This window comes from Floccifex sp. (genome assembly GCF_051873495.1).
Taxonomy (GTDB): domain Bacteria; phylum Bacillota_I; class Bacilli_A; order Erysipelotrichales; family Erysipelotrichaceae; genus Floccifex.
Genome location: NZ_JBJEEX010000120.1, coordinates 1 through 26695, shown reverse-complemented (window position 1 = coordinate 26695; position 26695 = coordinate 1). Strand labels below are relative to the sequence as shown.

The 26695-nt window shown below is 32.1% G+C and carries 26 protein-coding genes and 1 other RNA gene; 24 read left to right on the top strand and 3 right to left on the bottom strand.

Going from position 1 to position 26695, the window contains the following annotated elements; genetic code table 11:
- Nucleotides 1-93 precede the first annotated feature (93 nt).
- From ACI313_RS07740 to ssrA, 3 genes are all read left to right on the top strand, one after another.
- Nucleotides 94-1287, top strand: coding sequence for a CapA family protein (locus ACI313_RS07740; protein ID WP_439755690.1), 1194 nt, complete (start codon nucleotides 94-96; stop codon nucleotides 1285-1287).
- The gene (gene smpB, locus ACI313_RS07735; protein WP_439755689.1) at nucleotides 1284-1739 is read left to right on the top strand and encodes an SsrA-binding protein SmpB; all 456 of its coding nucleotides are present in this window, start codon (nucleotides 1284-1286) and stop codon (nucleotides 1737-1739) included. Before ACI313_RS07740 ends, smpB begins: the two co-directional genes overlap by 4 nt.
- A 24-nt stretch (nucleotides 1740-1763) precedes the next feature.
- Nucleotides 1764-2153: a transfer-messenger RNA gene (gene ssrA, locus ACI313_RS07730) on the top strand.
- A 326-nt stretch (nucleotides 2154-2479) separates the two neighbouring features.
- Here the strand turns inward: ssrA and ACI313_RS07725 are convergent.
- On the bottom strand, nucleotides 2480-4504 hold the full coding sequence (locus ACI313_RS07725; RefSeq protein ID WP_439755688.1) for a hypothetical protein: 2025 nt from the start codon (nucleotides 4502-4504) through the stop codon (nucleotides 2480-2482).
- Nucleotides 4504-6561 carry an efflux RND transporter permease subunit gene (locus tag ACI313_RS07720; protein WP_439755687.1) on the bottom strand — a complete coding sequence of 686 codons (2058 nt, stop codon included), beginning with the start codon at nucleotides 6559-6561 and terminating at the stop codon, nucleotides 4504-4506. The genes ACI313_RS07725 and ACI313_RS07720 overlap by 1 nt, the downstream gene beginning before the upstream one ends.
- Nucleotides 6562-6920: 359 nt before the next feature.
- Here ACI313_RS07720 and ACI313_RS07715 point away from each other — a divergent pair, with 359 nt between their 5' ends.
- A complete protein-coding gene (locus ACI313_RS07715) occupies nucleotides 6921-7520 on the top strand; it encodes a TetR/AcrR family transcriptional regulator C-terminal domain-containing protein (protein WP_439755686.1) in 600 nt (199 codons plus the stop codon).
- A 58-nt stretch (nucleotides 7521-7578) separates the two neighbouring features.
- Here ACI313_RS07715 and ACI313_RS07710 read toward each other — a convergent pair whose 3' ends face one another.
- On the bottom strand, nucleotides 7579-8118 hold the full coding sequence (locus tag ACI313_RS07710) for an ECF transporter S component (RefSeq protein WP_320608856.1): 540 nt from the start codon (nucleotides 8116-8118) through the stop codon (nucleotides 7579-7581).
- A 114-nt stretch (nucleotides 8119-8232) separates the two neighbouring features.
- Here ACI313_RS07710 and moaA point away from each other — a divergent pair, with 114 nt between their 5' ends.
- The 20 genes from moaA to ACI313_RS07610 all read left to right on the top strand — a co-directional run bounded on the left by moaA (nucleotide 8233) and on the right by ACI313_RS07610 (nucleotide 26580).
- Complete coding sequence (gene moaA / locus ACI313_RS07705) at nucleotides 8233-9171, top strand: GTP 3',8-cyclase MoaA (protein WP_439755685.1); 939 nt, start codon at nucleotides 8233-8235, stop codon at nucleotides 9169-9171.
- Nucleotides 9172-9174: 3 nt separating this feature from the next.
- Nucleotides 9175-9648: a cyclic pyranopterin monophosphate synthase MoaC gene (gene moaC / locus ACI313_RS07700; protein ID WP_320608854.1), complete on the top strand. Its 474-nt coding sequence runs from the start codon at nucleotides 9175-9177 to the stop codon at nucleotides 9646-9648.
- Nucleotides 9633-10571, top strand: coding sequence for a molybdenum cofactor synthesis domain-containing protein (locus ACI313_RS07695; RefSeq protein ID WP_439755684.1), 939 nt, complete (start codon nucleotides 9633-9635; stop codon nucleotides 10569-10571). Before moaC ends, ACI313_RS07695 begins: the two co-directional genes overlap by 16 nt.
- The gene (modB, locus tag ACI313_RS07690; RefSeq protein WP_439755683.1) at nucleotides 10549-11247 is read left to right on the top strand and encodes a molybdate ABC transporter permease subunit; all 699 of its coding nucleotides are present in this window, start codon (nucleotides 10549-10551) and stop codon (nucleotides 11245-11247) included. Before ACI313_RS07695 ends, modB begins: the two co-directional genes overlap by 23 nt.
- A complete protein-coding gene (locus ACI313_RS07685; RefSeq protein WP_320608851.1) occupies nucleotides 11241-11873 on the top strand; it encodes an ATP-binding cassette domain-containing protein in 633 nt (210 codons plus the stop codon). Before modB ends, ACI313_RS07685 begins: the two co-directional genes overlap by 7 nt.
- Nucleotides 11870-12628, top strand: coding sequence for a molybdate ABC transporter substrate-binding protein (gene modA / locus ACI313_RS07680; RefSeq protein ID WP_439755682.1), 759 nt, complete (start codon nucleotides 11870-11872; stop codon nucleotides 12626-12628). Before ACI313_RS07685 ends, modA begins: the two co-directional genes overlap by 4 nt.
- Nucleotides 12585-13625 carry a molybdopterin-binding protein gene (locus tag ACI313_RS07675; RefSeq protein WP_439755681.1) on the top strand — a complete coding sequence of 347 codons (1041 nt, stop codon included), beginning with the start codon at nucleotides 12585-12587 and terminating at the stop codon, nucleotides 13623-13625. The genes modA and ACI313_RS07675 overlap by 44 nt, the downstream gene beginning before the upstream one ends.
- Nucleotides 13622-13951 (top strand): winged helix-turn-helix domain-containing protein, encoded by a 330-nt coding sequence (locus ACI313_RS07670; protein ID WP_439755680.1) that lies wholly within the window; start codon nucleotides 13622-13624, stop codon nucleotides 13949-13951. The genes ACI313_RS07675 and ACI313_RS07670 overlap by 4 nt, the downstream gene beginning before the upstream one ends.
- Nucleotides 13944-14159: a DUF3343 domain-containing protein gene (locus ACI313_RS07665; protein ID WP_439755679.1), complete on the top strand. Its 216-nt coding sequence runs from the start codon at nucleotides 13944-13946 to the stop codon at nucleotides 14157-14159. The genes ACI313_RS07670 and ACI313_RS07665 overlap by 8 nt, the downstream gene beginning before the upstream one ends.
- Entirely contained in the window at nucleotides 14156-15166 is a 1011-nt protein-coding gene (gene selD, locus ACI313_RS07660; protein ID WP_439755678.1) for a selenide, water dikinase SelD, read from the top strand. Before ACI313_RS07665 ends, selD begins: the two co-directional genes overlap by 4 nt.
- Nucleotides 15167-15172: 6 nt before the next feature.
- Complete coding sequence (gene yedF, locus ACI313_RS07655) at nucleotides 15173-15739, top strand: sulfurtransferase-like selenium metabolism protein YedF (protein WP_439755677.1); 567 nt, start codon at nucleotides 15173-15175, stop codon at nucleotides 15737-15739.
- 3 nt (nucleotides 15740-15742) lie between these two features.
- Nucleotides 15743-16540 carry a selenium-dependent molybdenum cofactor biosynthesis protein YqeB gene (gene yqeB, locus ACI313_RS07650; protein ID WP_439755676.1) on the top strand — a complete coding sequence of 266 codons (798 nt, stop codon included), beginning with the start codon at nucleotides 15743-15745 and terminating at the stop codon, nucleotides 16538-16540.
- Nucleotides 16537-17607, top strand: a complete 1071-nt coding sequence (locus ACI313_RS07645; protein WP_439755675.1) for an aminotransferase class V-fold PLP-dependent enzyme — start codon at nucleotides 16537-16539, stop codon at nucleotides 17605-17607. Before yqeB ends, ACI313_RS07645 begins: the two co-directional genes overlap by 4 nt.
- Nucleotides 17597-18952 (top strand): selenium cofactor biosynthesis protein YqeC, encoded by a 1356-nt coding sequence (gene yqeC / locus ACI313_RS07640; RefSeq protein WP_439755674.1) that lies wholly within the window; start codon nucleotides 17597-17599, stop codon nucleotides 18950-18952. The genes ACI313_RS07645 and yqeC overlap by 11 nt, the downstream gene beginning before the upstream one ends.
- A 99-nt stretch (nucleotides 18953-19051) precedes the next feature.
- Nucleotides 19052-19816 (top strand): SDR family NAD(P)-dependent oxidoreductase, encoded by a 765-nt coding sequence (locus ACI313_RS07635; RefSeq protein WP_439755673.1) that lies wholly within the window; start codon nucleotides 19052-19054, stop codon nucleotides 19814-19816.
- Nucleotides 19817-19911: 95 nt separating this feature from the next.
- A complete protein-coding gene (locus ACI313_RS07630; protein WP_320608840.1) occupies nucleotides 19912-21246 on the top strand; it encodes an MATE family efflux transporter in 1335 nt (444 codons plus the stop codon).
- Between the two features lie 55 nt (nucleotides 21247-21301).
- Nucleotides 21302-22738, top strand: a complete 1437-nt coding sequence (locus ACI313_RS07625; protein ID WP_439755691.1) for a glycoside hydrolase family 1 protein — start codon at nucleotides 21302-21304, stop codon at nucleotides 22736-22738.
- Nucleotides 22739-22794: 56 nt separating this feature from the next.
- Entirely contained in the window at nucleotides 22795-23961 is a 1167-nt protein-coding gene (locus tag ACI313_RS07620; RefSeq protein WP_439755672.1) for an exonuclease domain-containing protein, read from the top strand.
- A gap of 115 nt (nucleotides 23962-24076) precedes the next feature.
- The gene (locus ACI313_RS07615; protein ID WP_439755671.1) at nucleotides 24077-25432 is read left to right on the top strand and encodes an ATP-binding protein; all 1356 of its coding nucleotides are present in this window, start codon (nucleotides 24077-24079) and stop codon (nucleotides 25430-25432) included.
- A 335-nt stretch (nucleotides 25433-25767) separates the two neighbouring features.
- Nucleotides 25768-26580, top strand: coding sequence for a hypothetical protein (locus tag ACI313_RS07610; RefSeq protein WP_439755670.1), 813 nt, complete (start codon nucleotides 25768-25770; stop codon nucleotides 26578-26580).
- Nucleotides 26581-26695 lie beyond the last annotated feature (115 nt).

The window sequence follows — 26695 nt, the reverse complement described above, 5'->3', positions numbered from 1 at the left end:
AAAAGAGGATATAACTCTTTTCAAGTGACAAATCACTTAACTGTTATATCCTCTTCTTTTCTTTTATGATAGAATGAAAGCGGAGAAGAGAATATGAAAAAAAGAAAAGTAAATTATACTCGTATCGCATTATTGACTATTTGTGGTTTATTATCTGTTGTATTAGTGGTTTGTCTAGGCGCCATTGGCATTCGAACAATTCAAAAAGGTAAAAATGAAAAGGAAACTATCATAAAAGAAGAACAACCCAAAGAAAAAACATCTTCTTTTACTTTTATGGGTGTAGGGGATAATTTAATTCATGGTGCTGTGTATTATTGGCAAATGCAAGCGCAACAAGGATATAATTTTGATAGTATTTATGAATTAACGAATCCGTATGTGCAACAAGCTGATTTAGCTTATATTAATCAAGAAGTTATTTGTAATGGAGAAGACTATGGATTGAGTTCTTATCCTGTTTTTAATGCTCCTAGAGAAATATTAGATAGTGTAGCAAAAGCTGGTTTTAATTGGTTGTCAACAAGTTCAAATCATAGTTTGGATACAGGTGCCAATGGTTTAATAGATGAAATGAATTATCTTGATGAAACTTATCCAGACATTGTTTATACAGGAACGCATACAAGCCAAGAACAAAGAGATAAATATACGGTAATTGAATTAAATGGTATTAAAGTAGGTTTATTAGGATATACATATGGAATGAATGGCTTTGAAAAACCAAGTGATATGCCATGGTTAATTGATGTCATTGATGAAGATTTAATTCGTAGTGACATGGAAGCCATTAGTAAAATCAGTGATGTTCAAATTGTGGCAATGCATTGGGGAACAGAGTATGTGACTACAACAACAGAAGAACAAGATTACTATGCCAAGGTATTAAATGAATGTGGTGCAGAAGTTGTCATTGGAACGCATCCTCATGTGATTGAACCATGTGAAATTTATCATGGAGAAAATCAAGATACTTTAATTTATTATTCGCTTGGAAACTTTTTAAGTGCTCAAGATACAATGGAAGGAATGGTTGGAGGAATGGCTCAATTCACTTTAAACTATGATTTCAATTCGAAACAAACAACATTTAGTGATGTTAAGTTTATTCCAACGATAACGTATTTTGATTCACAGTTTACAGAGTTTAGAACAACGACAATCCATGAATATACAGATCAAATGGCACAGAATCACTATGTATCGGGTACAACAAAAGAAAATGTAGTGAACTATGTTAAAGAGGTGCTAGGAAATCCAGAGGGAATAGAGGTTATATTGGAATGAAAAATCAAATTAATGTAGCAGAAAATCGTAAGGCAAGACATGAATATGAATTGTTTGATCGATATGAAGCTGGTTTAGAATTAAAGGGAACAGAAATTAAGAGTATTAGACGTGGAAAAGTACAGTTAAAAGATAGTTTTGTGAGCTTTTCTAATGGACAGGCTTATATTAAAGAAATGCATATTTCTCCATATGAATTTGGGAATCGCTTTAATCACGATGAAGTAAGAGATCGTAAATTATTACTTCATAAAAATGAAATTAATAAGCTATATCAAGCAACGCGTATTAAAGGATATACTGTAGTTCCAGTTCGTATTTATATTAATCATGGACTTGCCAAGATTGAAATAGCTCTTGCCAAGGGTAAAAATCTTCATGATAAACGAGAATCACAAAAGGAAAAAGATGCTCAAAGAGAAATCCAAAAAGCCTTGAAAAATAATTATTAGTGTAGTAATATATAATATCCAAATGGGGATGTTCAGGCATTCGATAAATAAATGTTTGGATTCAACTACAGCCGTGAAGGAACACGTAAAAACCAACTTAAATTTAAACGCAAAAACGAAATTAGCTAATGTATTTGGTGGATTCAACCAAAGCATGGCTTTCGCTGCTTAATTAATAGTCGAAACAGACTTGCAGCCCCTTTTAAGAATTTCGCTTTCTTATTCTTAAATGTGAGTTAAGGCAAAGAAGATAAGTTGAACCTTAGACCAGAGGGAATACCGACAATTAAACGGTCAATTTGAATGATCACTTTTTGTTCATCTAGCCATTCAAATTATAAGATGAAATAAGCTGTAAACGTTGTCTCGTGGGACTTTGTTTAGACAGGAGTTCGATTCTCCTCATCTCCACCAGGGTATATACAAGTGTCGGTACTAAGGTATCGGCATTTTTTATATTAGGGTTATCAGTAAAAATAATCTATAATATAACTATACAAATTGTTTCTATAATAATTATTTTATTGTCTTCAAAAGGATTAGCGCATGGTTATATCTATTCTTACTTAATTATTGAATATTGTTCTTATAAAGGATAAATATCGAAAAATAATTGAAAAAAGGATTTATGCGTGCTAAATAAATCTTCATATATTCTTTTATTTTTATTGATTTGGTAATATTTAAAGCGCAAAAAAACATCGCCGAAGCGATGCTTTAGAACTAATTATATGTAAACTTTACTTAAATAAATTTGAAAGTTTCTGCCAAAAAGTTAATTCTTCTTCAACTACAGGTTCCGTGTCAACTTCTTCAGGAATTTCAATCTCTCCCGTTTGAATCACAAATTGTACAGATTTAACATTTTTATTTTTTTCGGAAACGAAAGATGAAGTAGATACATCTTTTCCAGTTGCCGAAGAAATCATAGAATCAATTTCATTGTTCACTTCTGTTTCACTACCACTTGCCTCAGGCACAAATTTGTTTGTTCCATTCTTTAATGTAGTGGTACCATCAAAGAGTTCTTTTACACCATCATTTAAATCACCTACGGAAGTTTTTAAGGTACCAACATTCTCATATAAACTATCCATATTTAATTTTAAAGAATTTGCACCATTTGCGGCGTTACTTACTGCAGAAGTATATTGCTTTAGTCCATCATAAAATAGACTAAAATTGTCAAGTTGACCTTTTAATTCCGCAACACTTGCAGCAGCAGAACTACTAGCACTGACAGCGGCGGTAATTTGATCAGTTACACTTTCTGATTTCATCATTTGTTCAATATAAGCCGATTTAATTTGTTCTTTTTGATCATTTGTTAAAGATTGAAGAGCACCCGCTTTAATTTGAGCCTTTTGATCATCAGTCAGATTAGAAGCAGCAGAAACAATGATTTGTTGTTTTTGTTCATCTGTCATATTCGCAACCGCTTGTGAGACTAATGCTTGTCCATCACTTGTCTGTAAGTAAGCAAGAGCTTGTTCTTGTGAATATCCATTTGCGATAAGTTGATCTAGAACAGCTTGCGCGCTAACTTGAGCATACAATGTATTTGCTTGTGATTGCATATAAGAAATATAAATGGCATCTATATTTTGTTCTATATATCCGGTATAGATTTCATTAGTACTTGCATTTACTTGCGCTGTTACTTCGGCAAGTGCTTTGTTATAGGCTATATTATAAACGCTATCGGCATCCATAGTTTTCATAAGATTACTTAAAACAGTTGCATAGTTTTCAGGAGTAAGAGTTACAGTCTGTAAGTTATTCTTTGATAATTCGGTATTTAATACTTTTTCAGATGCAGAGCATAGTCCAGAGAAAGCACTATAAGCTCCATTAAGTAGCTCACTATTCTTTTTTGTGATTTCTGAAAGACCGTTTGATAAATCCGTGACGCCATTGTTTAGTTCGCCAACGCCTGTATATAATTCACCAACTTTTTCATTCAAAGTATTTGTGCCATCATATAATGCTTTGGCACCATCGTTTAATTCGTTTGCTCCATCATCAAGGTCACTGACAGCACCGATGATTTCGTTGATTTTATCTTGAATTTCGGAATCATCAATATCAATGGCAAGATTTAAGCGAACACCGTTAATGGCAATTTTACTCATTTCAAAGTTTGTAACATCGGCATTAATTTCAACATTTGCACCTTCATTTGGCAAAATCGTATACGTAACTTGTTTATCACTACCAACATCAGCTATTGTTGCCCCATCAGCTACGATATTATTACACTTCTTTGTGTCAAATGTAAAAGAAGTCTGTAATGCATATCCTTCAAAGAAATTACCAGTACATTTTTTATTTTCGGTAATTTTCATTTTGATTTTTAAAGCCCCACTTTTACCAGCCAATTCAGAGGCAGAATATTCCTTTCCATCGATAAAATAACGAATGGAAATGTTCCAAGGCATGACATTGCTTTTAAGTTTTCCTTCATAATAAAGTCTTCCAGCATCGGCATCAATCGTTACTGTATCATGTGAATAATCAATTTTATCGGTTGTGGTCATATTTCGTAAAGTTTCATATCTACCATAATCAATTATTTGACCATCTGAATCAAGATCAAAAATATTGACTACATTTATTTCTTTTACTGAACCATCATCATTCAAATTGATATATACAACCTCTTCTTTAGGAGTATTTTCACTTGATGCAAATGCAGAAAAAGAGAAAATACCTACTACTAATAATGCTGCAAGGAGCATTGATACGATTTTTTTTGTGTTTTTCATTATGCTTCATCCTTTCTATTTAATCTTTTCTTATGCATAACAAGTCCATCAAATAAATACAAAAGTCCTGGTAAAACGAATAAAACAATGGCTAATGAGAATAAGGCACCTCTACCAATGAATATACCTAGCTGTGCAAGCAATTGATTTGATGACATCCATCCAAGTAGAAATCCTACAACAGTTAGTACACTACCAGAGGTCATAATAGATACAAAGGTATCGGAAATAGTTTGTACAATTGCATCCTTTTTACCAAGTGTTTCACGGTTTTCTTTGTAACGGTCGGTCATAAGAATGGCATAGTCAACGGTTGCACCTAGTTGAATGGAGCTTATGATCAAATATGCCAAATAATATATTGGTGAACCCATAAAATATGGAACACTTAAATTCAACCAAATTGCGGTTTCAATACTTAGTACAAGAATGAACGGAACAAATAGTGATTTAAGAGATAACATTAGTACCGCAAATACTGCGCAAATAGAAACTGAATTAACAAGCACCATGTCAGCAGTAATTGTTTTCTTCAAATCATAGGTACTAACTCCTTCACCAGCAAGATAGTTTTCGCTTGGATAATATTTATCAGCTACATTTCGTATTTTCTCAACAAGAGCAAATGTTTCTTCGCCTTCATAGGGAACATCTACCGATAAGACCATACGACTATAATTATCACTTTCTAATAAAGATAATGTATCTTCATCTAAGTAAGCATATGGAACTTCAGCTCCTGCAACATCTACATAAGAAATAATGCTTGTGATTTGAGGTATTGTATGCAATTCGTCGGAAAGCTTGGTTTCCTTTGCCAAATTTCCTTTTGGGACAAGTAATACATAAGTATCACCTTTACCAAAAACATCTTCAATTGTGTCGGTATCTTTACCATATTGTGTATTAGCACCAAGTATTTCAGAAGAACCGTACAAATATTCATTCGCATTGGATCCAAGACAAGAAGGAATAATTAATATAGCAAAGATACAAACCATAGAAAGTGTTATTTTTTGTATTACTTTTCCTAATCCTTTAAATGACGATAGAAAAGAACGATGTCTTGTTTTATCAAGCAGTTTATATGTGTACAGAATTAATGATGGCATAAATATAAATACCGTTATTAGACTGATTGCCACGCCTTTTGCTAAGGCAAGACCAAGGTCGGCTCCTAAATTAAACTGCATCAAAACAAGGGCAAGGAAACCGATAACAGTGGTCAAACCACTTGATGCAATTGAGGATGTCGATTTACAAAGGGCATCCACCATTGCCTCTTTTTCATTTGAATTTGTTTTTCGGCATTCTTCAAAGCGACGCAATAAAAATACAGAATAGTCCAACGAAACTGCGAGTTGTAAAACACTTCCAGCGGCATTGGTAACAAATGAAATTTCACCAAATATAAGGTTACTTCCGTTATTTAGAATAATCGCCACACCAAGTCCTACAAGAACAATAATTGGTTCAAACCATGAATTAGTTGTCAATAATAGAACCAACAAAACAAACAGAACAGCGATAACGGTAATTTTCATGATTTCGGAAACTGTATTGGTTGTAACATCAGCTGTGGAAACAGCGCTACCTGTTAAAGCGTTTTTGTCACCGATAATGGAACGAATTTCGGCAACAGCTTCGATTCGTTTATTTTCCTCAAGTGTAAGTGTGAATAAAGCGGCATTGTTTTTGTAATAGCTTTCTACAGTAGCAGAATCCAATGTATCAAGAGGAACTGTGATATCTACAGTATCATCTAGCCAAGTGACTTCGCTTACACCATCAATAGCTTCTAGCTTGTCTTTGTATTCTAAAGCTTCGGGAATCGTAACATCCTTTATCATTACACGGGCATTGGGAATACCACCATCAAATTCTTCTTCCATAACATTAATGGATACAGTGGATTTTGTGTTTTCCGGAAGATAATCCGTTATGTCGTAATTAACACCAACCAGCCGACTACAAAATAAAGAAATCACAAACAAAGTTAAGAAAAGAGTCAGGATGAATTTCTTGTGGTTTAATATACTTTCATAAAATTTTTTCATTCAATGTTCTCCTCCTTTTAGTGTTTTATCTTCTGTTATAAAATGAATATCTTTCAAGAAAAAAACACTCATAATAAATCTTGGATAATACAATATATTTCAAGCATGGTTATGTTTTGATACATACAATTGGTATGATAGAAATAATTTTGTTCATAGATTCAACCCTTCTAAATTTAACTTCTCAATAGTTTAGCGCTGGTTTTAAAGGCATACAATGGTCAAATCAGGTGCTTTTGTGGGATTTTAGACACATAAGATACATTTGGTAAATAAACAAGTTTTCTACACAAATGTTACTATATTGACCATTGAATATTTAATTGGACAAGTGTGTAATAAAGGTCGGAGGTTTTATAATGAAACACGAAATAAATACATATCATACAAAAAGAGCTCTTGCTGATTCTTTGAAGAAACTTATGAAACAGAAGCCTTTTTCCAAAATTACTGTCAGCGAACTAGCAGCTGATTGTGGCGTAAATCGAAAGACTTTTTATTATCATTTTGAAGATATATATTCCTTACTTAAATGGATGTTTGAAGAAGATGCCATTGAGGTTGTTAAACACTTTGACTTATTGATTGATTACGAACAAGCTATTCGTTTTGTAATGAAATACGTTGATGAAAACGACTATATTATCAGTTGTGCCTATGATTCCATTGGAAGAGATGAAATTAAACGTTTTTTCTATACCGATTTTATTGGTATCGTTACATCCGTCATAGATGAAGCAGAAGCAAGCCTTGAGGCAAAGTTAGACCCTGATTTTAAAGTTTATATCGCAAAGTTTTATACCGAAGCAATTTCAGGTATGTTGATTGACTGGGTGAAAGAAAAAGATCGCCATGACAGAGAAAAAGTAGTTGGGTATTTGACAACAATTATTGGTATTGCCCTTGAAAGCATGAAGTTACACAACAAAAATGAAAATAGCGGTAATGAAAAAATATAAATTTTTTCTTGCCGCTAAATGTTATACGATTAATATATATAATCCTAGTTATGCAATATTAAAGTGATTTTTTTATGGGCATTAACTTTGTTCTATGTAATACCAACATAATACTAGGAATTAAAGCTAATTGAAGAATGATACCAGGAATTGAATTAAGTATTGCTTGTGTTATAAATAAAGATAAAGTAAAACCATTATCACCTAATCCTAACAATACTACTTCCACTAATCCCCATACTAGTCTTCCAACTATCATTGCGATGATTATAGATTTGTACAATGATTTAATACACTTCCAATTTTGTTTCTCATAGACAAAGCCTGCCACAAAACCATAGGTCGCTAATTCAAAAGCCATAGCTATACCAATAGGATATAATATCGGCATTCCAAATAATTCAAATCGAAGAAAAGGTAAAATAAATCCAATAACCATTCCATATTTCCATCCACAAATTAAACTACATAAAAATACGGGTAAATGCATAGGAAGAAGCATATTGCCAAATTGTTGTAGTTGACCTGTAAAGAAAGGTAATATAATTCCTAATGCGATAAACATAGACGATAAAGTTATTTTTTTAGTTGAACTCATTGAGGTCACATCCTTTTTATACTATTAAATCATAATTAAAAATAATATTGAACAAATAAAAAATATCTCATAAAATATAAAGGGATATTCTCACTTGAGAATAACGGTGAAATTATGAAAGATCAATACAATCGAAATATTAACTATATGCGTATATCACTGACGGATCGATGTAACTATACATGTTTCTATTGTCGTAAAGACTATAAGGAACACTTTAAACATGAAGATATATTAAGCTATGAAGAAATATTAACTATCTGTAAGTGCGCTATTCAACTAGGAATTACCAATTTTAAGATTACTGGTGGAGAACCATGTATTCGAAAAGGCTACATTGACTTTATTTCTCAATTAAAACAATTACCAGTTACCAGTGTTACTTTGACAACCAATGGATCATTATTAAATCACTTTGATTTAGAACGATTAAAAGAAATTGGAATCGATGGCATTAACTTTTCTATTGATACGCTAGATTCAAATGAATACCAACAAATATGTGGAAAAAATAAACTAAACCTTGTTCTCGATAATTTAAGCTACGCATCAAAGATAGGTATTCCATGTAAAGTGAATTGTGTAGTAGATGAAAAGTTCAATGAAGATAAATTTAAAATGATGCTTTCTTTAATTAAAGAAGAAAACATTCACTTACGCTTTATTGAAATGATGCCAATGAAATATGCAGACGCAAACAAAAAGATGGAACTATGTTATGAATTACTAAGAAAATATGAAGCTGAACAAGTGGATATTCATCTAGGAAATGGACCCGCTCATTACTATAAAATAAAAGGATATCAAGGCTATATCGGAATTATTGAAGCGATTCATGGTAAGTTTTGTTGTTCATGTAATCGCGTAAGATTGACAAGTTTAGGATTTTTAAAGCTTTGTTTGTTTCATAGAGATGGCTTAGATTTAAAACCATATTTAAAAGATGAAAAGACATTGTTAGAAAAAATGTCAGAAATCATTTATTTAAAACCACAAGCTCATAACTTTGAAAACGAACATTCGACAACCATTATGAATGAAGTAGGAGGATAAAGAATGGAATTTAGTCATTTTGATGAAAAAGGGAATGCGATTATGGTCGATGTTTCCCAAAAAGAAGATACCAAAAGAACGGCTATTGCCAAAGGAACCATTATTACAGGAAAAGAAATTATTTCTAAAATTCAAGAAGCATCGATACAAAAAGGAGATGTTTTATCGGTTAGTCGTATTGCTGGAATTATGGGTGCTAAAAAAACAAGCGAATTGATTCCATTGTGTCATCCTTTAATGTTGTCAAAGATTACCATTGATTTTGAAGTCTTTGATACATCTATCGATGTGTATTGTACTGTTTCTAATGTTGGGAAAACAGGTGTAGAAATGGAAGCTTTAACGGGTGTAAATGTTGCCCTATTAACAATCTATGATATGTGCAAAGCCATTTCTAAAAATATGGAAATTACCAATATTCATTTAGTATCAAAAAGCGGTGGAAAAAGTGGAGAATATGTATGGAACAAAGAGTAAAGGCAATTTGTATAAGTGATAAAAAAGGAGTGGAAAAACATCCTGTTAGTCAAATAGAAATTTTAGAAGACTATGGACTGAAAGACGATGCTCATGCTGGTAAATGGCACAGACAAGTGAGTTTATTGTCTTATGAAACAAGAGAACAATTCAATCAAGAAGGTGGAAACGTAATAGATGGTGCGTTTGGAGAAAATTTATTAGTCTCAGGAATTGATTTTCCTTCTTTAAAAGTAGGAACCCAAATTCTTATTGGTGAAGTCGTTTTAGAAATTACCCAAATTGGTAAAAGCTGTCACTCTCATTGTGCCATTTATCATCGCGTAGGAAAATGCATTATGCCAACTAATGGTGTATTCGCAAAAGTTTTACACGGTGGAATAGTAAAAGTAGAAGATGAAGTGATTGTTAAGAAACAAGAAGATAATCGTTTACGTGTTGCGATTTTAACGATGAGTGATAAAGCCAGTCGCAACGAAAGAGTGGATGAAAGTGGTCCTTTAATTCAAAAAATTATGGAAGAAAATGGATATCTTGTCACAAGTTTAAACGTAATTCCTGATGATTTTGATGAAATTGTATCCAATTTAATCAATCTAAGTGATCGCTGTCAAAATGATTTGATTTTGACAACAGGAGGAACGGGATTAAGTGCTCGTGATGTGACTCCAGAGGCAACTTTGAAAGTTATGACACGCAATGTACCTGGAATCAGTGAAGCATTACGCTATGAATCTATGAAAATTACACCAAAGGCTATGCTTTCAAGAGGAGTGAGCGTACAAAGAAATAATACCTTGATTATTAACTTACCAGGAAGTCCCAAAGCCGTAAAAGAAAACTTAGATATTTTATTACCGGCTTTAAAACACGGCCTAGAAATAATGACAGGAAGGAGTAGTGAATGTGCTAGAAAACATTGATTTATCTCCTCTATGGATTTCTTTAAAAAGTTCATCGATTACGATTTGTTTTACTTTTGTTTTAGGAATACTAGCTGCCTGGTTTGTGATATCAACGCAAAGAAAATGGTTGAAAATACTAATAGACGGATTATTTACTCTTCCATTAGTGTTACCACCAACGGTTATGGGATTCTTTCTATTATTGGTGTTTGGTGTCAATCAACCCGTAGGAAAATTAGTATTCAATCTCTTTGGTGTGCGCATTGCCTTTAGCTTTAGTGCAACAGTGATTGCCTCATTCTTTATTAGTTTTCCGTTGATGTATCGATCGACTCGTTCGGCTTTTGAACAAGTGGACCCGGATTTAATATCCGCTGCTAGAACACTAGGAATGAGTGAATTTCAAATACTTATTAAAGTTATTATACCCAATGCCATTACCGGATTAGTATCAGGAACTATACTTGCCTTTGCTCGTGGTTTAGGAGAATTTGGAGCGACGGCCATGTTAGCAGGGAATATCATCGGAAAGACAAGAACGCTTCCTTTAGCGGTATATAGCGATGTTATGAGTGGAGATATGGAAAGTGCTTCTGTTTATGTTTTGATTATTGTAATGATTTGTTTTGTATTAGTCATTGCCTTAAATCTATATCAATTCTTTGTGAAAAAGAAAAGAGGTTATTCATGTTAGAAGTACAAATTTATAAAAAGCTCCATGACTATGATTTAAACGTTAATTTCAAAGTAGAAAATGGTATTCAAGGTTTTATGGGAAGTAGTGGATCTGGAAAAAGTATGACTTTGAAATGTATTGCGGGGATTGAAAAACCTGATAAAGGAAGAATTGTATTAGATGGAAATGTTTTATATGACTCAGATTTAAAAATAAATGTTCCCATTCAAAAACGAAACATTGGCTTTAGTTTTCAAAACTACGCCCTATTTGAAAATATGACCATATTTGAAAATGTCGCATGTCCTCTAAAAGCTCGTAAAGAAAAATACGAAGAAAAAGTAGAAACAATATTAACACAACTCCATATTGATCATCTAAAAAATCGATATCCTAGACAATTGTCGGGTGGAGAAAGACAAAGAGTTGCTCTAGCTCGTATTATGGTTTATCATCCTTCTTTAATTTTATTAGATGAGCCATTTAGTGCGTTAGACGAAGATTTAAAAGAAGATTTATTAAAAGAAATGAAACAAGAACTACTAGGTATGAATGTTCCGGTTTTATTTGTATCACATTCTCGCTATGAAATTGAGACAATGTGTTCTAGTTATATCAAAATAAATAAAGGGAAAATAATATGAAAAAGATTTTATTAAGTTTATGTATGTTTTTAAGTTTATGTGCATGTAGTCCTAAACAAGAAGAAGTAACGATTACTCTTGCCGCTGCAGCAAGTTTAGAAAATGCCTTTGAAGAAGAAATCATTCCTGCCATTGAAGAACTATATCCAAATGTCACAATTGAAGGTGTATATGACAGTAGTGGAAAACTACAAATGCAGATTGAGTCAGGATTAAATGCTGATATTTTCTTTAGTGCAGCTACCAAACAAATGAATACTTTAGTAGATGAAGACTATATTCAAAAAGATCATGTTGTGAATTTATTAGAAAATAAATTAGTTTTAATTAAAGGAAAAGGTAGTCAATGTGATGTAACAGAGTTATCAAATATTCAAAACGCAGATATGATTGCTCTAGGAGATAGTGAAATTGTTCCAGCGGGTCAATACGCTAAAGAAGCTTTGACAAATTTAAATGTATGGGATGCGATTCAAAATAAAGTTAGTTTTGCCAGTAATGTTACCGAAGTATTAAGTTGGGTAGAAAGTGGCAGTGCTCAAGTGGGAATTGTGTATAAAACCGATGCGATTTCTAGTGATAAAATTGAAATTATTGAAGAATGTGATTCATCTTTACTACAATCTCCTGTGATTTACCCAGTAGCTTCATTAAATGATGATGAAATGACACAAAAAGTATTGGATTATATTTGTAGTCAAGATGCTCTAGATGTATTTAGAAAGTATGGATTTAATGTATATGAAGAAAATTAAAGTTGAAGATGCCATAGGACAAGTTCTATGCCATGATATGACCCAAATTATCAAAGGCGTAACAAAAGATGCCAAATTTCGAAAAGGACACATTGTTCAAGAAGAAGATATTCCCATTTTATTATCAATGGGAAAAGAAACTATTTATGTATGGGAAAACGATGAAACCATGATGCATGAAAACGAGGCGGCTGAAGTTTTATGTTCACTTTGTTTAAATGAAAATATGAAACGAAGTGAAGTAAAAGAAGGAAAAATTGAAATTTCAAGTACCATTGATGGTTTATTTAAAATTCAAAGTGATAAATTAAGACAAGTCAATCATTTAGGGGAAATGATGATTGCCACTCGTCATAGTAATACAGTCGTTCATCCCAATGATAAATTAGCTGGAATGCGTATTATTCCTTTAGTAATCAAAAAAGAAAAAATGGAACCAGTACAAAGAATAGAAGGACCTATTTTTGAAATTAAACCATTTCAAATTAAAAAAGCTGCCATTATCACAACAGGATCGGAAGTCTATAAAGGAAGAATCAAAGATACCTTTACTCCCGTTTTAATTGATAAATTAAAGGAATACAATGTGTCTGTTATGTATCATAAAATCTGTGATGACAACGATGAAATGGTAACCCAAGCCATTTTAGAAGCTATAAACCAAGGGGCACAGTTTGTTCTTTGTACCGGAGGAATGAGTGTGGACCCCGATGATAAAACACCATTAGCTATTAAAAATACCGGAGCGAATATTATTACTTATGGAGCACCAGTTTTACCAGGGGCTATGTTTTTATTATCGTATTTAAAGGATGTACCTATTGTTGGTTTACCAGGATGTGTCATGTATGCTAAACGAACAATCTTTGATATCATGCTTCCTAGAATCTTGGCAAAAGATGAAATTAAAAAAGAAGAAATATATGATTTAGGAGAAGGTGGATTGTGTTTAAACTGTAAAGTTTGTACATATCCAAATTGTGGTTTTGGGAAATGAAGTATAAAATAAAGATACAAGTATTTCAAAACGAACCATCGTATGGAAAAGGAGTCGCTCAATTAATGAGACTCTGTGATGAATACGGGTCTTTATCAGCGGCTTATAAAAAAATGGGAATGTCCAATTCCAAGGCATGGAAAATCTTAAAAAGAGCGGAAGAAGATTTAGGCTTTGAATTAATTGAAAGAACTGTGGGTGGTGTACATGGAGGAAAAAGTGTATTAACACCTAAAGGAAAAGAATTCTTAGAAAAATACGATGAATTTGAAAAAAGAGTAGAAGCATACGCAAATACTTGTTTTGAGGAGATATTTCATGAATGAAGTCATGATTATAACATTTTCAAGTTTAAATGATGCCCTAGATGTGGAAGCTATATGTGGTCAAGGACGCTTAATTCCTACGCCAAGTATTGTCAGGGCGGGATGTGGAATGTGTTTTATGAGTGAAATCTTAGATGAAGCGTATTGGATTGATTATTTCACAAAGAATCATTTAAAATATGAAAATATGAAGAAGGTGATTTTTTGATTTATTGTAAAAGTGGAGGATGTTCTGCTAAATTAGGAGCCAAAAAATTAAGTCACATTTTATCAAAAATCGATATTTATCGCGATGAAAACTTATTATCTGGTTTTGATCACAATGAAGATGCAGCAGTTTATAAAATCGATGATGAAAAAGCATTGGTATCCACTTTGGATTTTTTTCCACCTATGGTAACAGACCCATATGTATTTGGACAAATCGCAGCATGTAATGCCTTAAGTGATATTTATGCCATGAATGCCACACCTGTTACGGCATTAAATATTGTTTGTTTCCCTGAAAATGAAGACTTAAATATTTTAGGAAAAATCATTGAAGGAGGAAATGACAAACTAAAAGAAGCTCATGTTGCTTTAGCGGGTGGACATTCTATTCGTGATGACTCTATTAAATATGGTTTAAGTGTAACGGGAATTGTGAATGTAGATCAAGTTAAAAACAATAACGGGGTACAAGAAAATGACGTGTTATTATTGACAAAAAAATTAGGAGCGGGATTAACTTTAAATGCGCTTCGTTTAGATGATTGTCGTAAAGAGATGCAAGAAGAAGTGATTAAGAGTATGACAACTCTTAATAAATATGCCGCTGATATTTTTAAAAAATATGATATTCATGCCATGACCGATGTAACAGGATTTGGTTTATTAGTTCATTTAAATGAAATGTTAGATGGAAAATATAGTGCGATATTAGATAGTTCATCGATTCCATATTTTGAAGATTGTTTAGAATACGTGGATCAATTCTATTTAACAGGGGCAGCCCAAAATAATCGCAATCGCATGGAAGGAAAAGTTGAATTTGAAGTAAAAAACTTTGCCTTAGAGGAAATCTTATTTGATCCTCAAACAAGTGGAGGCTTACTTGTTAGTGTTCCAGAAAATCAAGTTGAAAAGATTGTGAATGAATTTAAAGAAAAGAACTATCCAATTTATAAAATTGGAAAAATCAGTGAATTAAAAGAAAAAAGTGTATATGTGAGGTAAGAAAAAATGGAAATTATTGATGCAAGAGGGTTAGAATGTCCACTTCCAGTGGTAAAGACAAAGGAAGCTTTGAAAAAAGAAAGTGCCGTTAAAACAATTGTTGACAATGAAATTGCGGTTCAAAACTTAAAGAAATTTGCCCAAGTAAAAGGATATCAATACGAAGTCAATCAAGAAGATAAAGATTTTAGTGTTGTGTTATATCAAGGAGAAAAACCAGTCGAAACAACGGAAGAAAAAAATAAGGATGTCGTTGTATTTTCAAGCAATGTGATGGGTTCAAACAAAGAATTAGGAGCTATTTTAATGAAAGCTTTTATTTTTGCTTTAACGAAACAAGATAGTTTACCTAGTCAAATGATTTTCTATAACGAAGGGGTTTTATTAACTTCAACTGATAGTGAAATGTTAAAAGACATTCAATGGTTAGAATCACAAGGAGTAGAAGTCGTTAGCTGTGGAACTTGTTTAGATTTCTTCCATAAAAAAGAAGAATTAAAAGTAGGAAGTGTCACAAATATGTATGACATTGTGGAAAGAATGGAAAATGCCACAAAGATTATTAAACCATAGACTATGGAAAATTTAGTTGTTGTTCGTGGTGGTGGAGATTTAGCCACTGGTACGATTTATAAATTAGTCAAATCAGGATTTAATGTCCTTGTATTAGAAACAAGTAATCCAAGTGCCATTCGTATTAATGTATCGTTTTGCCAAGCTGTTTATGATGGCTATAAACAAGTAGAAGATATGGAATGTGTATTGTGTTCATCAATTGAACAAGCACAAGATGTTATGAAACAGCGAAAAGTTGCGATGATGATTGATGAACAAGGAACATGTATAAAACAATTGAAACCTGAAATTGTGGTAGATGCCATCTTGGCAAAAAAGAATCTAGGAACCACAAAAGATATGGCACCCTTTACCATTGGACTAGGACCTGGATTTGAAGCAGGTGTAGATGTGGATTGTGTCATTGAAACCAAGCGAGGACATAACTTAGGAAGAGTTATTTATCAAGGTTGTGCCATTGAAAATACAGGAATTCCGGGTGTGATTCAAGGATATGGCAAAGAACGTGTGATTCATTCTCCTTGTGAAGGAATTGTTCATACCCATAATAAAATTACGGATATCGTAAAAAAAGGAGATGTCATTGCTCATGTGAATGATACTCCGGTATTGGCAAGTATGGATGGTTTATTACGAGGCATGATTCATGATGGATATTATGTTACGAAAGGATTTAAAATGGCGGATATTGACCCAAGAATTGATGAATACAATAATTGTTTCACAATTTCTGATAAGGCAAGATGCATTGCTGGTGGGGTATTAGAAGCCATACTACATTATAGGAGTATGCAATGATTTATTTTGATCAAAGTGCTACGAGTTATCCTAAATTAGATTGTGTAAAAGAAGCTGTACAAGCTTCTTTTCAAATACCAGGAAATGCCAATCGTAGTATTAATATTGATATGTCACGAAACATTCACAAAGCTCGTAGGAGTGTTCAATCATTTTTTAATTGTGATCACGTGATTTTTAATAGTGGCTGCACGGAAAGTTTAAATACCGTTATCTTTGGTTTATGTAAACCTGAAGACCATGTCATTACCACATATGCTGAACATAACAGTGTATTGCGTCCTTTATATGCTTCTAAAGTGAATGTATCGATTATAGAACACGAAAAGATATTAGAATCCATTCAAGAAAATACTAAGATGATTGTTCTATCACAGTGTTCGAATGTAACGGGAGAAATTTATCCATTAAAGAAGATTGGAAAATATGCGAAGGAACACAATATTATTTTAGTTGTCGATGCAGCCCAAAGTGCAGGTCATATTCCCATTGATATGAAAGAAGAAAACATTGATATTCTTTGTTTTAGTGGGCATAAAGGACTACAAGGATTAAGTGGAATTGGTGGGATTTGTATCAATGGTGAATTTGATATCAAACCATTAAAATACGGTGGAACTGGAATGGATTCTTATAATGAAAATATGCCTATTTCATATCCTGAGCACTTAGAAGCAGGGACATTGAATATGCCGGGTATTGAATCGTTACGAGCAGGGATTCAATATATTTCGAATCACTTTCAAGAAATTCAAGATAAAGAACATGAGTTATTAGAATATACGTATCATCAATTAAAAAAACTTCCTATTTCTTTATATAATGAACCCGATATTCCTATTTTTATTATTGGAATAAAGAACATGGATGCCTCGAAACTAAGTGACATCTTATATTCTAAATACCATATTATTGTACGAACAGGAGCTCATTGTGCACCTTTAATGATGAAGCATTTGGGCTTGGAAAGTGTTGTTCGGATTAGTTTATCGCATATGAATACGAAAGAAGAAGTGGATGTATTGATACAAGCTTTAAAGGAAATAATAGAAGAATATGATTATTAGTGTAGTAGGTTCAGGTGGAAAAACATCAAAAATTAAGGAATTAAAGGAACAGTATTTAAAAGAAAATAAAACGGTATTAATGTGTACAACAACACATATGTTGATAGAAGAAGATACGCTTTTAAATCCAACTTATGAACAAATTGAACAAAGAATTAAAGAAAATGGATATTGTTTTGCGGGAAATCAAGTAGATGATAAAAAAATAGGTTCATTAGATAAAGATGTATTAAATAAATGTAAAGAAAATATCGATGTCATTTTAATAGAAGCCGATGGTTCTAAACATAAATATTTAAAATATTGTTTAGACAATGAACCCGTTATTGATGAAGATAGTGATAAAGTCATCTTAATTACGAATTTAAAGGGTTTAAATCATAAAGCTAAAGATGTGATTCATCGTTATGAACATATTTATGATTCAGACCAAATTGTTGATGCCAAAATCATTCAAGATCTTGTGCGTTTGTATTTAAATAAAATTACTCAACCTGTATCGATTTGTGTTAATGGAGCCAATAGTTTATATGAACGTTGTTTAAAATCATTACTTGAAAAGAATATAGATGTTGATATTTTAAAAAAAGAATGGTTTCAAACCGCAAGTAAACTTGTTTTATTTGGAGCGGGACATGTAAGTCAATACGTTAATAAGATTGCCAAGTTATTGGATTTTTATACAATTGTGATTGATGAGAGAGAAGAGTTTGCCAATAGAGATTGTTTTCCCAATGCCAATGAAATTCATTGTGTACCATTTAATGAATGTGAAAAAATCTTACCAAAAGAAGAAAACACTTGTTTTGTGATTGTCACCAGAGGACATAAAGATGATAAAGAGTGTTTAGAACTTGTCTTGAGAAGACCTCATTTGTATTGTGGTATGATTGGTTCAAAGGGAAAGGTACAAAAGACATTTGATGCCTTAAATTTAGATGAACAGACTCGTCAAAATATTCATGCTCCTATTGGTTTAAAAATTAAAGCGAATACGCCAGCTGAAATTGCGATTAGTATTTTAGCTCAAATTATTGATATTAAAAATCAAAAGTATTCTTCTTTCATTCCAAGTGAATTATACAATAGTAAAGAAAAAGGCATGCTTTGTATTATCATTGATAAAAAAGGATCAACACCAAGAGGAATTGGAACGATGATGTTAGTATGTCAATCGCATATTGTTTCAACAATTGGAGGAGGACAAATTGAATACGAAGTGATTCAAAGAGCGCGTAAACTTCGTGATGTAAGCATTGAAACGTTTGTTTTGGATAATGAACAAGCTTCTTCTTTAGGAATGATTTGCGGAGGACAAAACACAATTTTATTTATACCTGTTTAAAGAGTCTTTGACTCTTTTTTTAGGTCAATTCTTTTGTCAAAGATAATAAAAATGTGTTACATTGTAGATAGAATAAAAATCGCGAAAGGAGGGTAATTTATGGGACGTTTAGATGGAAAAGTTGCGATTATTACCGGAGGAAATTCAGGAGTTGGAAAGGTTACTGCACTTCGTTTTGCCCAAGAAGGAGCAAAAGTAGTTATTAGTGCTCGAAGAGAAGGGCCTTTGATGGAAGTTGCGGATGAAATTAAAAAAGCAGGAGGCGATGTATTGCCTGTTATCTGTGATATTTCCAAACCGGAAGATGCCAAAAAATTGGTATCAGAAACAGTGAAACACTTTGGAACGGTTGATATTTTAGTAAATAATGCAGGTATTTTAGAAAAAGGTTTAAAACCAATTGATAAAGTTGAAGACGAAGACTTAGATCGTATTTTGAATACCAATACCAAAGGTACAATGTACTGTATTCGTGAAGCTGTTAAAGAAATGGAAGCTAAAGGAAAAGGATCTATTGTCAATGTTGCCAGCATTGCTGGAATCGTTGGTGGTGGAGGAGCTGCCTATGTAGCTAGTAAATCAGCGGTAATTGGTATTACTCGTCATACCGCTTTACGTTATGCGGGAACACAAATTCGTTGTAATGCGGTATGTCCGGGAACAATCATTACTCCAATGGTTATGAATGCTAGAAATGATGCCTTAGATGAAGATATGTTTGGTCAAATGGCTAAGCACTCGGATATGAAGGTTCAGCCTTGTATGCCAGAGGATGTTGCCAACATTGTATTATTCTTGGCAAGTGATGAATCAAGAGCTATTACTGGACAAGCTATCGCATCGGATTTTGGAAGTACTTTATAATAATGAGGCTCTGTGAAAAAAATCACAGAGTTTTTCTATTGAAAAATGAATGTGTTTTTGTAATAATTGTGAAATGTTGAAAGAGAGAGAATTATATGAATAAAATGGAAACAATGGAAGTCAAAAAATTGGTTCTGTCTATGTCATTTCCAATTATGATTTCAATGCTTGTACAAGCTCTATATAACATTGTCGATAGTATGTTTGTGGCTCAATATTCCCAAGACTCCCTATTGGCCATATCACTGTGCTATCCCATTCAAACGATTTTAGTAGCAGTAGCGGTAGGAATTTGTGTTGGATTTAATACAGTATTATCAAGATACTTGGGACAAAAAGAAATCGATAAAGCCAATTTAACTTTGGTACATGGTATTTTAATTGCCTTATTCAATTGGTTGATTTTTGCCTTATTTGGGATTTTCTTTTCCCAAAAATTTATAGCCGCTTTCACAAGTGATATCAATGTATTAAATCAAAGTGTTACGTATTTACGAATTGTGACTTGTTGTTCTTTTGGTGTATTTATTCAAATCACCTATGAAAGAATTCTACAAGCAACTGGGAATGCTTTCTATAATATGGTCATGCAAGCAAGTGGAGCTATTATTAATATGATTTTAGATCCAATCTTTATTTTTGGTTTTTCACTTGGAGTTAAAGGAGCTGCGATTGCTACAGTCATTGGACAAACTTGTGCCATGTTTATTGGAATATTTATTGTACAAAAGAAAGTAAAAGACATTCATTTTACTTTAAAGGGATTTTATATCTCAAAAGAAATATTAATGAAAATCTATAAAATTGGAATACCGGCTATCCTTATGCAATCGGTAGTCAGTGTTATGACTGTATTTATGAATAAGATTTTAATGCAGTTTTCTAATATGGCAATTTCGGTATTTAATATTTATTATAAACTTCAACAATTTGTGTTTATGGCTGTGTGTGGAATTACCAATGCCATTGTTCCTATTGTGGCTTATAATCATGGCGCTAAATTAAATAAAAGAATTCTTGAAGCAGTACAGTTTTCATTAACACTGACAATGGGAATTATGTTAGTAGGAACCATTATTTTCCAATTATTTCCTTCACAGTTAATGAATTGTTTTAATCCCAATATTGAAATGTTGAAAATAGGAATTCCTATGCTTCAAATTGTGAGTCTTCACTTTATATTCGCAGGAATCAATATGGTGTTGTGTTCAACGTTTCAAGCATTAAATAAAGCCAATGTTTCTTTATTTATAACACTACTAAGACAATTGGTATTATTGTTACCAATGTTCTATATATCATCCCAATTCTTTGGATTAAATTTAAGTTGGTATTCATTCTTAATTACCGAAGCTATTTGTTGTGCGATTTCATTGAGTTATTGGCTTAAAACCAAAAGACAATTAGAAAATGAATTATTATTAAACTAAACATCACACGGTGGTGTTTTTTTTTGATATGATGTACACAAAAGAAGGAAGGTTTATTATGTTTAGAAAAGATTTTTATTGGGGAGGAGCTACAGCTGCTAATCAATTAGAAGGAGCCTGGAATGTAGATGGAAAAGGTGTTTCTTGTCCAGATGTTTGTACAGGTGGTTCGGCAACAAAATCAAAAAGAATTACACCGGTATTAGAAGAAGGAACTTTTTATCCTTCACATGATGCCATTGATCATTATCATCGTTATAAAGAAGATATTAAATTGTTTAGTGAAATGGGTTTTAAGATGTATCGTTTTTCCATTGCCTGGACTCGTATTTTTCCTAATGGGGATGAAACAGAACCAAATGAGAAAGGGTTACAATTCTATGATGATTTAATTGATGAGTGTTTAAAATATAATATTGAACCTATGATCACAATTTCTCATTATGAAGTTCCTTTTGGATTGACAAAGAAGTTTAATTCATGGACGGATCGTAGAATGATTGATTGTTACTTGAATTATTGTAGAGCTATTTTTACTCGATATAAGGGAAAAGTGAAATATTGGCTTACTTTTAATGAAATTAATAGTGCTACAGCTCCTATGGGTGGTTTTTTAAATCAAGGTATTTTAAATGAAATCAAGGAAATGGATTTTAATAATCAAAAAGATATTCCTCAGAATCGTTTCCAAGGACTACATCATCAATTTATTGCCAGTGCATTAGCCGTACAAATGGCCCATGAAATTGATCCAAATTATCAAGTGGGTTGTATGAATATTATGGCTACTAATTATCCATTAACTTGTAATCCACAAGATGTCGTATATACCCAACAAAAGAATCATGTCTTTAACTGGTTTTGTAGTGATGTACAGTGTCGTGGTAAATATCCTAGTTATATGGATCGTTATTTTAAAGAACATAATATTAGTATTCAAAAACAAGAAGGCGATGATGAAATTTTATTAAATGGTTGTGTGGATTTCTATACTTGTTCTTACTATATGTCAAATTGTCAAACAGTGGATCCAAGTAAAACAGGAAAAGGAAATTTATTAACAGGTGTTCCGAATCCTTATTTAAAAGCCAGTGATTGGGGTTGGCAAATCGATCCGATTGGACTTCGTTATAGTTTAAATGAAATCTATGATCGTTATCAATTACCTATTTTTGTAGTTGAAAATGGACTTGGAGCCTATGACACAATTGAAGAAGATGGAACGATTCAAGATGATTATCGCATTGATTATTTAAGAGCGCATATTGAACAAATGCATGAAGCAGTATTAGATGGAGTTGATTTAAGAGGATATACACCATGGGGATGTATTGACTTAGTCAGTGTTTCAACCGGAGAATTTGCCAAACGCTATGGCTTTATCTTTGTAGAAAGATACGATGATGGAACTGGGGATTATTCTCGTAGAAAGAAAAAATCATTTGATTGGTATAAAAAAGTTATCGCAACCAATGGACAAGATTTAGATTAGAGGCAATTGCCTCTTTTTTAATGTTTAAATAATAATTAATGTATATAATAAAATACATGGAAAGAGAATATAAAGGAAATAGTTTATTAGAATATGTCAAAGATTATGTAGTCATTGATATTGAAACAACAGGATTTAGTCCTATAAATGATAAAATCATTGAAATTGGAGCTATTAAAGTAAAGAACAATCAAGTGATTGATGAATTTAATTGTTTATTATCAATTGATGAAAGAATTTCAAATTCGGTTGAAAAACTAACAGGAATCACAAATCAAATGATTCAAGAACAAGGAATTGATGAAAAAGAAGCGATTGTAGATTTTGATAATTTTATAGAAGATTATATATTAATTGGACACAATGTGAATTTTGATATCAATTTTCTATATGATTATTTTGAACAGTTTTTAAATAAACCACTTACGAATAATTTTATTGATACCCAAAGATTAGCTAAAAAGATTATTAAAGATTCTTCGAATTATAAGCTTACAACCTTAGCGAAACGTTTTCATATTGAAAATAAAAATGCTCATCGAGCTTTAAATGATGTGTATGTAACCAATGAATTGTATCAACAGTTACACTACTACAGTGAACACTATGTAGAAGAAAGATTAAAAGAAATTAACTTAAAACACGATGAAGAATTCAGTAATGAAAAAATAGCTTTTAAAACAAAGATGAAGTATTTAGATAATGAGTTAATCGAAGAACTATTAAAGAAACTAAATACGAAATCATATTTTACTTTATCTCAATACGCTCATATATTAATTGTGAACGATAAAACCTATGAAAAGTTATTAATTCCATTAGATAGAGACGATGAATATATGTGGATGTTCAATGCTTGGATGTTTAGAGCCCAGGAAAGAATGGAACAAGGAACACTTAAATTGATTTCTGAAACAGAATTCTGTCAACGATTAGGAATTCTTGTTTCAACTAATAGACAAGTAAACGAACAAAATCAACTCTATGGAAAAACATGTGTATTTACTGGAACACTAGAAAAAATGACAAGAAGCCAAGCTGAAAAAATTGTTTTAAGTATTGGTGGTTTCACTGGTTCATCTGTTACAAGAAAAACAGATTATTTAATTTTAGGATACAATAGTCATAAATCCACAAAACATAAAAGAGCTGAGCAACTTCAACAAAATGGACAAGACATACAAATCATATCAGAGGATATGTTCTATAAGATAATTGAATAGAATTCTAATAGGGGATTCTATTTTTTTAGTATTGTTTTTTAATTGCCACAGAAATATAATAAAAGTGTGATTAAAATCACAAAATTATACATAATAATGTGATTGAGGTGAAATAATGGAACGTTTGATAATAAAAAAATTAGAAAAGTGGAAAAATTCACCATATCGTAAACCATTGATTTTAAAAGGTGTAAGACAAGTTGGAAAAACATGGATTCTTAAAGAATTTGGGAGAAGATATTACGATAATGTAGCGTATTTCAACTTTGACGAAAATGAAGAATATAAACAATTCTTTGAAACGACCAAAGATGTAAACAGGATACTACAGAATTTAATGTTGGTAAGTGGACAGAAAATTTTACCAGAAAAAACATTGATTATATTTGATGAAGTACAAGACTGTCCTAATGTTATTAATTCAATGAAGTATTTTTGTGAAAATGCTCCTCAATACCACGTCGCATGTGCTGGTTCTTTATTAGGAATCACTTTGGCAAAGCCTTCTTCTTTTCCGGTAGGAAAAGTTAATTTTATGCAGATTGATCCTATGACATTTACGGAATTTTTGATGGCCAACGGAGATGAAAATTTAGTTGCTTATCTTGATCAAATTGATGAATTAGAACCCATTCCAGATGCTTTTTTCAATCCTTTATATGAAAAATTGAAAATGTATTATGTTGTGGGAGGAATGCCAGAATCAGTATTGATGTGGACACAAGAAAGAGATGTTGAAGCCATGCAAGAAGTATTATCTAATATTCTTGATGCGTATGAACGTGACTTTGCCAAACACCCGAATATAAGTGAATTTCCTAAAATATCAATGATATGGAAATCTATTCCTTCACAATTGGCACGAGAAAATAAGAAATTTATTTATAAAGTGGTAAAAGAAGGAGCAAGAGCTAGAGAATATGAAAATGCTTTACAGTGGCTAGTAGATGCTCGTTTAGTTCATAAAGTATATCGAAGCACAGCTCCTAAGCTACCTATTGCAGCCTACGATGATGTATCAGCATTTAAGATTTATTTAGTTGATGTGGGATTACTTCGTCGTTTATCACGATTAGCACCCACTGCTTTTGGGGAAGGAAATCGCTTGTTTGTCGAATTTAAAGGAGCACTAACAGAAAACTATGTTCTTCAAACATTGGTGACTCAATTTGAAGTGACGCCACGATATTGGAATCAATTGAATCCACCATATGAAGTCAATTTCTTGATTCAAAGAGAAAACGATATCTTCCCAATAGAAGTGAAGTCTGAAACAAATACTACAAGTAAAAGTATAAAGAAATATAAAGAACTATATCCCAATGAAACAAAACTTCGCATTCGTTTTTCATTGGATAATCTAAAACTAGACGGTGATATGTTAAATATTCCTTTATTCATGGCTGATCAAACAGATAAGCTAATTGGTATAGCTTTACAACAATTAAATAAAGAAAGAAGAACTCATTGAAATTAAGATAATCAAGCGTGGTTAACTTGGTTTTGTTAAAAGACTCTGACACACCTATGAAATGGAATGTGTATTAGAGTTTTTTTGTTTATTATTAAATATTACGTATTACTGCATATTCTTTTGTAAAAATAAGTGTAAGCTGAATTAGTGATTACAATTACGTTGAAGAAAGTATAAGGAATAATGTGATTTTAAATACTCTAAATAATGATTTGACTGCACGTAATGTGCAGTAATAGGATACAAATAACAAGGCAATGATAATAATCACTTAATCAAATATGTGAAATCAATGCCGATATTCAAAAAAACATTAGGAAAAGGAGAGTATTATGAACAGAAAATTTTTATCTATTTTACTTGCTTTAGGTATGACATGTTCTATGCTAGGGTGCTCATCAGAAAAAAGTGAAGCAAAAAAACAGTTTGAAATGGCAGTGGCTTCTTTAGAGGATAAAGAAGAAAAATTAGACGAAAACATTAATAATCTTCAAGAAATAATTGATGCAGGTGAACCTGTTTTAGATGAAAGTGTTATCGATAATGCCAATGAAGCAATAAAGAATGCTCAAAGTGCAAAGTATGAAGTTCCAGAAATGGGAAAAGAAGTAGAGGAAATTCAAAAACAAACCAAAGAAATTGAAGCAATTTCTTATGAAGAACAAGAAACGGCTATTGAAGAAGCAAAGAATGCTTTAAATGAAAGTATAGAAAAATATAAGCTTGTTGATTGTCCAACGGAAGATTTTGTTTTAAAAAGAGTCGCAACTGTTGAACATATTACGGGAGTTCAAGCTGTAACAGAGGATCACGATCCAAATGGTAATTTAAACAAAGCTGGAAGTTATACGGCAACTGTATACATGTCTTGTGATTATGTAAATAAAGATGAACTATATATAGAACCAGGAGAGGATATTGTTGATGTAGGAACGGATGGTGGAGCGGCTGTAGAAGTATATACATGTAAAGAAGATGCCATTAAACGAGAAGAATATCTAGCTGGTTTTGATGGAACTATTTTTGTAAGTGGATCTCATAAAGTAGTTGGAACCTGCTTAATTCGTACATCAAGCTATCTTACTGCATCTCAACAAAAAGAAATTGAAACAGCAATAATTGAAGCATTAACCAAGTTAAACTAATTAATCTAAAAAGAACTCATCATATTGATTGGTGAGTTTTTTCTTTTAAATATAAAAATTAATGTGAGTACCCATCTGATGACCCCATTCAATAAGTAGACATAATTAATGTCAA

What these genes read in the sequence shown, in the direction of transcription:
- ACI313_RS07720 (WP_439755687.1), bottom strand. Translation starts at nt 6,561, where the DNA reads ATGAAAAAATTTTATGAAAGTATATTAAACCACAAGAAATTCATCCTG.
- ACI313_RS07715 (WP_439755686.1), top strand. Translation starts at nt 6,921, where the DNA reads ATGAAACACGAAATAAATACATATCATACAAAAAGAGCTCTTGCTGAT.
- ACI313_RS07695 (WP_439755684.1), top strand. Translation starts at nt 9,633, where the DNA reads ATGGAACAAAGAGTAAAGGCAATTTGTATAAGTGATAAAAAAGGAGTG.
- ACI313_RS07665 (WP_439755679.1), top strand. Translation starts at nt 13,944, where the DNA reads ATGAATGAAGTCATGATTATAACATTTTCAAGTTTAAATGATGCCCTA.
- ACI313_RS07710 (WP_320608856.1), bottom strand. Translation starts at nt 8,118, where the DNA reads ATGAGTTCAACTAAAAAAATAACTTTATCGTCTATGTTTATCGCATTA.
- yqeB (WP_439755676.1), top strand. Translation starts at nt 15,743, where the DNA reads ATGGAAAATTTAGTTGTTGTTCGTGGTGGTGGAGATTTAGCCACTGGT.
- yedF (WP_439755677.1), top strand. Translation starts at nt 15,173, where the DNA reads ATGGAAATTATTGATGCAAGAGGGTTAGAATGTCCACTTCCAGTGGTA.
- ACI313_RS07675 (WP_439755681.1), top strand. Translation starts at nt 12,585, where the DNA reads ATGTATTTAGAAAGTATGGATTTAATGTATATGAAGAAAATTAAAGTT.
- ACI313_RS07620 (WP_439755672.1), top strand. Translation starts at nt 22,795, where the DNA reads ATGGAAAGAGAATATAAAGGAAATAGTTTATTAGAATATGTCAAAGAT.
- yqeC (WP_439755674.1), top strand. Translation starts at nt 17,597, where the DNA reads ATGATTATTAGTGTAGTAGGTTCAGGTGGAAAAACATCAAAAATTAAG.
- moaA (WP_439755685.1), top strand. Translation starts at nt 8,233, where the DNA reads ATGAAAGATCAATACAATCGAAATATTAACTATATGCGTATATCACTG.
- ACI313_RS07725 (WP_439755688.1), bottom strand. Translation starts at nt 4,504, where the DNA reads ATGAAAAACACAAAAAAAATCGTATCAATGCTCCTTGCAGCATTATTA.
- ACI313_RS07645 (WP_439755675.1), top strand. Translation starts at nt 16,537, where the DNA reads ATGATTTATTTTGATCAAAGTGCTACGAGTTATCCTAAATTAGATTGT.
- ACI313_RS07635 (WP_439755673.1), top strand. Translation starts at nt 19,052, where the DNA reads ATGGGACGTTTAGATGGAAAAGTTGCGATTATTACCGGAGGAAATTCA.
- ACI313_RS07670 (WP_439755680.1), top strand. Translation starts at nt 13,622, where the DNA reads ATGAAGTATAAAATAAAGATACAAGTATTTCAAAACGAACCATCGTAT.
- modA (WP_439755682.1), top strand. Translation starts at nt 11,870, where the DNA reads ATGAAAAAGATTTTATTAAGTTTATGTATGTTTTTAAGTTTATGTGCA.
- smpB (WP_439755689.1), top strand. Translation starts at nt 1,284, where the DNA reads ATGAAAAATCAAATTAATGTAGCAGAAAATCGTAAGGCAAGACATGAA.
- ACI313_RS07630 (WP_320608840.1), top strand. Translation starts at nt 19,912, where the DNA reads ATGAATAAAATGGAAACAATGGAAGTCAAAAAATTGGTTCTGTCTATG.
- moaC (WP_320608854.1), top strand. Translation starts at nt 9,175, where the DNA reads ATGGAATTTAGTCATTTTGATGAAAAAGGGAATGCGATTATGGTCGAT.
- ACI313_RS07685 (WP_320608851.1), top strand. Translation starts at nt 11,241, where the DNA reads ATGTTAGAAGTACAAATTTATAAAAAGCTCCATGACTATGATTTAAAC.
- ACI313_RS07615 (WP_439755671.1), top strand. Translation starts at nt 24,077, where the DNA reads ATGGAACGTTTGATAATAAAAAAATTAGAAAAGTGGAAAAATTCACCA.
- ACI313_RS07610 (WP_439755670.1), top strand. Translation starts at nt 25,768, where the DNA reads ATGAACAGAAAATTTTTATCTATTTTACTTGCTTTAGGTATGACATGT.
- ACI313_RS07740 (WP_439755690.1), top strand. Translation starts at nt 94, where the DNA reads ATGAAAAAAAGAAAAGTAAATTATACTCGTATCGCATTATTGACTATT.